At 32.2% G+C, this 7,403-nt stretch carries 8 protein-coding genes; all 8 read right to left on the bottom strand.

Annotation, left to right across the window (positions count from 1 at the left end):
• Positions 1 to 1,823, bottom strand: a 1,823-nt coding sequence (locus HMPREF2837_RS07380; RefSeq protein WP_075230793.1) for an SAG1250 family conjugative relaxase, incomplete at its 3' end; no start/stop codon positions are given.
• Positions 1,810 to 2,175 (bottom strand): plasmid mobilization relaxosome protein MobC, encoded by a 366-nt coding sequence (mobC, locus tag HMPREF2837_RS07375; protein ID WP_049548767.1) that lies wholly within the window; start codon positions 2,173 to 2,175, stop codon positions 1,810 to 1,812. The genes HMPREF2837_RS07380 and mobC, both read right to left, overlap by 14 nt.
• A 9-nt stretch (positions 2,176 to 2,184) precedes the next feature.
• Entirely contained in the window at positions 2,185 to 2,544 is a 360-nt protein-coding gene (locus HMPREF2837_RS07370; RefSeq protein WP_049548768.1) for an SAG1252 family conjugative relaxosome accessory protein, read from the bottom strand.
• Between the two features lie 379 nt (positions 2,545 to 2,923).
• Positions 2,924 to 4,543 (bottom strand): ATP-binding protein, encoded by a 1,620-nt coding sequence (locus tag HMPREF2837_RS07360; protein ID WP_049548769.1) that lies wholly within the window; start codon positions 4,541 to 4,543, stop codon positions 2,924 to 2,926.
• Positions 4,533 to 5,762, bottom strand: a complete 1,230-nt coding sequence (locus tag HMPREF2837_RS07355) for an SIR2 family protein (RefSeq protein ID WP_049548770.1) — start codon at positions 5,760 to 5,762, stop codon at positions 4,533 to 4,535. Before HMPREF2837_RS07355 ends, HMPREF2837_RS07360 begins: the two co-directional genes overlap by 11 nt.
• Complete coding sequence (gene pezT / locus HMPREF2837_RS07350; RefSeq protein ID WP_075230792.1) at positions 5,759 to 6,541, bottom strand: type II toxin-antitoxin system toxin PezT; 783 nt, start codon at positions 6,539 to 6,541, stop codon at positions 5,759 to 5,761. The genes HMPREF2837_RS07355 and pezT overlap by 4 nt, the downstream gene beginning before the upstream one ends.
• On the bottom strand, positions 6,541 to 7,017 hold the full coding sequence (gene pezA / locus HMPREF2837_RS07345) for a type II toxin-antitoxin system antitoxin PezA (protein ID WP_000579610.1): 477 nt from the start codon (positions 7,015 to 7,017) through the stop codon (positions 6,541 to 6,543). Before pezA ends, pezT begins: the two co-directional genes overlap by 1 nt.
• 67 nt (positions 7,018 to 7,084) lie before the next feature.
• Positions 7,085 to 7,357, bottom strand: a complete 273-nt coding sequence (locus HMPREF2837_RS07340) for a hypothetical protein (RefSeq protein ID WP_049548772.1) — start codon at positions 7,355 to 7,357, stop codon at positions 7,085 to 7,087.
• Positions 7,358 to 7,403: the final 46 nt, after the last annotated feature.

Below are 7,403 nucleotides of genomic sequence, written 5' to 3'. Positions count from 1 at the left end.
TCCTTATCATTCAGTACTTTTACAAACATTTCTAAATTTTTTATTAAGTTCTCATACTCATAAAGATAATGATTTAGCTCCTCTTGAAACGCTCTTATTTCTTCGCTTACTTGTTCTACTGTAATTGATTCTGGCAAATTTAATTTTAAAAAGTCATATCTTGCAAGCTTTCGACTGCTCACATCTTCACTCTTCAAATTAATAAGCACTTCCGCCATCTTATTTAAGTTGGCGATTTTTTCATTAATTTGATTTAGTTTTATATCTATCTCTGCTATTTCTTTTACTAACTCATCTTTAATGTCTTGGTATTTCTTATCTGCTTCAGTTAATTCAATGAAGAGGTTAATATCAATAATCTTTTCCTGTAGACTCTTAACTGTAGGTCTTCTGTATGGTATTACTCGACTATCGTTGGTTAGCTGTCTTATCAATGTTCGTCCTTTGACATACTGATTCTTATCCGAATGTTCTTTGTTATATACAAAGTATGAGGTTGTCTCACGTATAAAGATTTTATATTTTGTTTGATTCTCTTCTTCCAGAATATCTAATTGATAATTGGGAATGAAAATGAGACCACTCTGCTTAATACCAAAAGACACTTTGATATAAATGCCCTCATCAACTAGCTTCGCTATTTGGTTCTCTGCAAGTTCCACTTCAAATTCACGAACGGTATCTCGTTTTTCTTTAAATGTCTCAAAGGCTTCCTCAATCTCTTCAGTGGATACTTTATCCTTATCTCGTTCTTCTTGGAAAGCATGGTACTGTGCCTGTAAATTCTCTAATCCTTCTGAAGCACCGACTTCCTTATTTTTAAAATAATCTTGAAAAAATTTGACATCATATAATTTCTTATCACTTATTTTTTGATGACCTAAACTTATCTTTTGATTATCTTCTTCCAGGATAAAAGTTACATTTTTTTGTTTTAAGTCAATGGTTAGATTCAATTCTTTTGCTTTTGTTATTAAATCTTCTAAAAAATTGACACGGTTCAACAAAAATTCTAAACGACTTTCAATCTCTTGCTTAGCAAAATGCATTCTAAAAAATTCTTCATCATATAGATCTCGTTTGCTGAGTTGGCGTCCTCGAATTGGTTTTATCATCGTTCTATCTGTCATCAAAAAACGGCTATGCTTTTGACTAAAATCAATCTGAACATGCAACTGCTTTGCTTTCTCTAAAAAATCATCAAACGATTTAGATTGCTGCATCAAAAAATAAAGACGTTGCTTTAATTCAAATTTATGACTAGACTGTCTATATTTTTGATAGTCACGGTAAGAAAAACTCTTCTCAATAATTTTCGCCCCAGCCACTTTAGAAATACGGTCTGAAATCATACGGAGATTTCGTTCTAAGGCATAGTTCCATATCAATTTTTTATCTGAATTGCGGTCAATAGCGTTGATTATGATGTGATTATGAACATGATCTTTGTCTGTATGAGTTGCTACGATAAACTTAAAACGACCTCCTGTCAATTCCATCATGGTCTCATAACCAATGCGGTTAATTTCTTCAGGTGTCAGATTATCTTCAGGAGAAAATGATTGAATGAGGTGATGAGCATGAATAGTTTGTTGGTGTTTTTCTTGTCGGTCGTTTCTAGATTCGTACAACTTGTCATTATTGGTGAAGTTGACATTGTACATCTCTACCATTTCTTCATAGCTAGGAAAGTCTAAGTAATTACTCATGCAAAAATCAGATACTAATTTTAGATTATCCGTTTTTTCTGGATTGAGGATATATTTAATCAAACGTCTACGGTATTTTTTACCATGTGTCGCAAAGTGTTTAGTGACTACCATAAAATTCCCTCAGTCTATTAACTTCAACTTGAAAATCTTTCTCTACTCCAGTAATTAACTCACTAATTCCCTTACTCAATTCTTGTAATTGTTCCTGAGAAATCAGATGGCTCTGATTGATAGCGCGCGCAATTTGATTAATATTATTTCCAATCCGTCTCAATTCAAAAACTAACTGGTCATAGGTATCCGTGTTAATTGTGACAAAAGCCATATTGGGATTAAGCAAAACTTTTCTGGCATAGACTGAGAAATTTTGACAATTGCTCTTAGCAATCCGTTCATTCAATTGGTGTAATTCTGGATCAGTTAGAAATACTTTTTTGAGATTGGTACGATAGCGATAAACCATTACATCCTCCTAACCAATATATTTTTCACGGAACTCACGACTGAGAGGCTGCACTTGATTCACTTCTGCAATCAATTCTTGAACGCAAGTCAATAAGATTGAGACGTGCTCTTGAGTCACTTGATGATTTTCTCTTGCGACAACCAGAACTTCATACACATCTCGACTAATCTGTTCAAACTTTTGAGACTGCCAAAGGGAGAACCAACTTTCAAAAATTCTATCGTGATAATTCTTTTTCAATAAATTTTGACGAAGAAATTCTGAGAAACTATCCACTTTTTGTTCCCTCATCATTTCTTTTATCTGTTTTTCTTCTTGTCTCGTGATTCTAAATTGCTTACGGATTAACTTAATTTCTTGTCCCATCTTACCATCCTTTCAACATTATACTTGTCTGACAATGTAAGGCTGCCTCACATTGTCAGTACGATTCCTAAAGACCTCAGTCTCTCCTTGTTCGGTCTTTGCGAGCTCAGATATTGTGTCCACAATATCCCAAAAATCATATCGCCAACCAACCAAAACCTTCCAGTTTTGAAAGCCAACGATAAGATAACTTGGTGGCTTCGCCCCCAAACCCCCATAGAAAATCAAAAATTGATTTTCTATGAATGATATTAGGATAACAGGGAAGATTTGGAAAAGGTATCACAACATGAAAAATGAGGGGGAAAAAAAAGAGAGCCTGAGCTCTCAGAAATAAAGATGTAACAAAATCAAAAAATATAACTCTCCAACTAGATTTTCAATCTTGCCATAGACTTGGAGTATCATTCATATGTACTCTATCACATTTTTCAATCTCAAGATATAAATCTTTGAGTAAATTTATACTAGTTAATACTGCTTCACCAGTATTCAATTTCCTGACTTGTGCAATCTGCTGCTCAGATAAATGATTACTAATTGCTCTAATCTCATCAATAGCTGTTAAACGGTGAATAAGTAACGTACCAATTTGACCTAATAGAATTTTATCAACATCATTAGGATTCTGTGTCGTTAAAAAAAGAAATATACCTTTTTTACGACCTTCTCTTGCAATTCCTGTTAACCCCGTATAAAATGATGTCTCTCCTATGTTATTAGATTTTGTATATCGGTGTACCTCATCAATAAAAATTACGAATGAATTGATCTCATTTTTGGGGATGTTTAATAAAAAATTTGTTACCAAATCAATTATCATTCCACCAATACCATCTGTAGTACCAATCCTTGATGCATCTATATAAAGAGATTTTTTTGATATGGTTGCAAAATTTTTAATAATATCTAATAAGTTCTCTTTTTGAGAACTAAAGAATGTTTTAAAATTTGTATTAGCTAATTTATAATTTACCTTTTGTATCAGATATTGATTTATACCAAAATTAAATGCATCTGCCTTATACACACCAGAATTTGTTTGTTGAGTTGTTTCATTAGCTATCTGCTCACTTAAAAGTGATAAATCGAAATCTTTATCATTAGATGTTAGCTGATTTAATTCTCTTTCTACAACGTTTACTGACTTACCAATTTTTACATATGGTCCTGTTAATCCCTGCTTCAATTGATATCTTAAACCTCTAATTGCTTCTGCTAAAACAGCAGGTTGAGTACCATCATTGGTTTCAAATAATATTGACCATTGCTGCATTGACAATTCGGATACAGGAACAAACGCTTTTTCTCCTAAAACGTATTTATCAACTTCATCTTCTGAAAAAGATAAGCTATATTCACCGGTAGGATCAATAATCAAAGTACGTATATTATTACTTATTAATTTATCTAATATCGACAATGCAGATGTTGATTTTCCACTATTAGTTGTGCCAATGGTTAATAAATGTCTGTCAAATAAAGTTCTAGGCTGAAAAGAAATAGGGTAATTTTGAGAATTTAACGATAGATTTGAAAAGGATGATAATTTTTTCTCCGAGTTTGGTTTAACTTCTATCGAGGATACGAAATGTTCAATTATATTTCTATCTGCTATGTAGACTTTATCAGTTAATCCTACAGTATGAGTCCCAGGTAACTTGAAAAATTTATCACCGATTGGTATAAAACCTAAAATATCAATATTTAATTCTGGATAAACATTTTCTTGAAATCCCTTTGCTACCATTTCATGAGAATTCACTCCATTTTGTATCTTTGACTGAAATAATTCTCCAAAGTAAATTCCATCATTTGAATCTATAGCTACAAAATAATTTATTGTATTAGGAATTATAGCTATATTTTTTAGCTTTTTAAAAGCTAATAATGTAAGATTTTCAACTTGAATAACTATATTACTACGGTATACTTGCGACACCATGCCTAAATAAAAATTACTCTTATCTAACTCATCATAAAAATCTTCAATCCGCATATTTATCACCTAAATAATCTGTTAATCCATCATTTAATGTAGCCTTTAAAAAGACAATTGGATTATGTACTTCCATTAGATGCGTTATTTCTTTCCAATTATCGTTTTGTTGATCGATATTAAAGTCAGAAACTACTACCGTTAAACCAGAGTTATTTTTGATCGCTTGTGTAATCATTTTAGAAATATGATTGTCCGAAAAGCTAAATCCCGTCGTAATCAGTAGTGTATTTTGCTTTTTTAATAATTCCTGGAATTTAGTAAACAGTTCAAAATATGGTTCCTGATAGCTCTGAGCATATTTATCAGAACTTGGAAAAATCATCACCGTATTATTGATATTATTAATTGCATTTTTCTTTTTCCTATAAATATTTCCATCTTCACCTCTTTCCCAAGTCAGAGAACCGTGAATCTTAATTAGATTAAACACTTTGTCCCTGTACTCTAACTCGCTCGTTTTCATTATTGGCACTTCTCTAATAAGATTCCAATCAAAAATGTCACTCTCAAATTTTGGATCTTCAACAAAATTAAAACCATCAAATATTATATAATTCAATTTTGCCCCTGCCTCCTCAAATAAAGTATCATAATTTGTTGTAACTACTGAAAGCTTATTGGGAGACTTAATTTTTTTAATCAATATGTTTAAAATAGCACCATGTTTTAACTTATTCCTATCATAGCTATAGTCAGTATTTTTCTTTATAATTTTAAGAATAGTATTGAGCGACTTTTCATATTTTACCTTTCCTCTTTTTACATATGGAGCATAGTGTTGTAAGCTGGATAAAAAGTCCTCTAAATTAAAATCTTCACTTAAAATCTCTATTTCAACATCATTATCATCAGTAATTTTTTTAGTGATATTACCAAAATCAATAATTTTTGATAATTGGACCAGCGAATATATGTCACTCCGTTTATTCAGTTGTTCAAAAACATCTTGAGCAATCATTGCTACAGTCTTTCCAAATGCGTTATTTATTACATCGTTTTCAACTACAACTGAAGCTCCAGCACCAGCTAACAGTACTATATTGTCAAACTTTGTATGAAGAATAGTATTCAAATCTTGTTGAATTAACTTTTTAAAATCAGTTATATCAAAAGTTTTATCCTCTTCAATCAAAGTCAGCTGTTCACTGTTTTTAAAGAACTCATTACTTTCCATATAGTAGGTAACATTTGCAGACTTATAAAAATATTCTTTCATAAACTATTTCCATTCTCCTTAACTTTATATAGCCTTTTTAATCTATCTTTCTCTATTTGCATCATCTCTTCCTCTACATTACTCCATTTTCCGAAGAGACATTCTTGAAGAACTGTTGCTGCGGAAATCTCATCCGTTTCAGAATCGTAAATACAATTCCTATCTCTTTGGTAAATTTGAATGCGGTCAAAGAGTTTATCGTTTTCTAACTCTCTTAGGTTATCAACCAAATGCTCTACAATACCATCATGATGTTCTTTAGGGGTTGCTCTGGCCTGATTAGGATTTATTGTGTAAAGTTCCTCATAACGAATCAAGGTACTGAGATAGGAAAGTTCTGGTTTGGTGCCAATCACAGCCAAAGAAATATGGTAGCCTTTTTTTCGTAGTAATTGAGCAGTCTGCCGTGGGACTTGAGTGGTTCGCAAAGTCCCTTCAATCAACAAATGATAGCCTTGTGTGCTGAGTTCATCAACTATATGCTCTACCATTTTCCCTGCAAAATCTTTGGTGTATTCTACACTATCTTTGCCATATTCTTGCTGCAGTCCTAAATAGTGTGGATGCTGGGAACGAAAACTATCGCCATCTATGATAACAATATTTCCTTGAAATTCTTTCTGTTTAATACGATGAATTGTAGTCTTGCTAGCACCACTTTGCCCTCCAAGCAAAATCGCTATAGGTTGTTTACTGGACTTTTTTCCTCTTGTAAGTGAGCGAAGGTTTCGCTCTAATGCATGTTTAAATGCACTATCAGTATAATCTTGGATATCCATTAGGCTACCATCCGTTTTTCAGATATCTCTAACATGCGCTCAATTCCATCCAAATAGCCGCTATATCTCTCTATTTCATCAAAAGTTTCAACTAAATAGATATTCGTATGAATCAAGTCAGATAGATCATCACTCATTAAAATCCAAGGATTAGATTCATCATCAATGCTAATTCCCTGACTATCTTGATAACGATAAAGTCGAGATAATAGATTAGCACCTCTTTCTTTCACTATTTCAATTTTTAAAGTCAGTTCATAATCTTCAACAGGATTAAGCATTTTGTCTTCTCCTACAATATCGACATAAGATACATTAAACTTTTGACAAATGATGTCTATTAGCTCCGTAGAGACTGAACTAGTTCCATTTTCATAACGACTCAAGCTATTTCGAGAAATTCCTATAATTTGGGCAAATTCGGGTTGTGTTAAGTCGTGTGTTTTACGTAAGGATTTTATGTTCTTTCCAATCATGGCAAACTCCTTTATTTTTATAATTCAATTATAGCATAAAAAAGTATAACGCACCAATTTTGGTGCGTTATTGACTATTTTTCTTAAATCTCTCTAAATTCTTCTCCAATTGTTCCTTATGAAGTTGATTCTTAGCTTCCTTTAATGTGTCGTCCAAAGTTTCTTCTCTGTAAGTTGCTTCTGTTTTTAGTTGTTCTGATCCTTGATCTGGAGTGAAAATGATATCTAACAGTCGGTCTATTTTTTCAAGATCTTGGACAGACATATCAGATAGTCTATGAATTAGCTTCTTAAATACATCACTATTGTCTTGGTTTTTCTTAAAAAGTTTTGTAAACATCTATAACCTCTCAAAAAAAGCAGCCTATCAGGACTGCTTAGTGTAA

It is taken from the genome of Streptococcus sp. HMSC071D03, assembly GCF_001812125.1.
GTDB classification, from domain to species: domain Bacteria; phylum Bacillota; class Bacilli; order Lactobacillales; family Streptococcaceae; genus Streptococcus; species Streptococcus pseudopneumoniae_N.
This window is presented reverse-complemented; position numbering and strand designations above follow the sequence as displayed.

What these genes read in the sequence shown, in the direction of transcription:
- HMPREF2837_RS07340 (WP_049548772.1), bottom strand. Translation starts at nt 7,357, where the DNA reads ATGTTTACAAAACTTTTTAAGAAAAACCAAGACAATAGTGATGTATTT.
- mobC (WP_049548767.1), bottom strand. Translation starts at nt 2,175, where the DNA reads ATGGTTTATCGCTATCGTACCAATCTCAAAAAAGTATTTCTAACTGAT.
- HMPREF2837_RS07360 (WP_049548769.1), bottom strand. Translation starts at nt 4,543, where the DNA reads ATGCGGATTGAAGATTTTTATGATGAGTTAGATAAGAGTAATTTTTAT.
- pezA (WP_000579610.1), bottom strand. Translation starts at nt 7,017, where the DNA reads ATGATTGGAAAGAACATAAAATCCTTACGTAAAACACACGACTTAACA.
- HMPREF2837_RS07355 (WP_049548770.1), bottom strand. Translation starts at nt 5,762, where the DNA reads ATGAAAGAATATTTTTATAAGTCTGCAAATGTTACCTACTATATGGAA.
- pezT (WP_075230792.1), bottom strand. Translation starts at nt 6,541, where the DNA reads ATGGATATCCAAGATTATACTGATAGTGCATTTAAACATGCATTAGAG.
- HMPREF2837_RS07370 (WP_049548768.1), bottom strand. Translation starts at nt 2,544, where the DNA reads ATGGGACAAGAAATTAAGTTAATCCGTAAGCAATTTAGAATCACGAGA.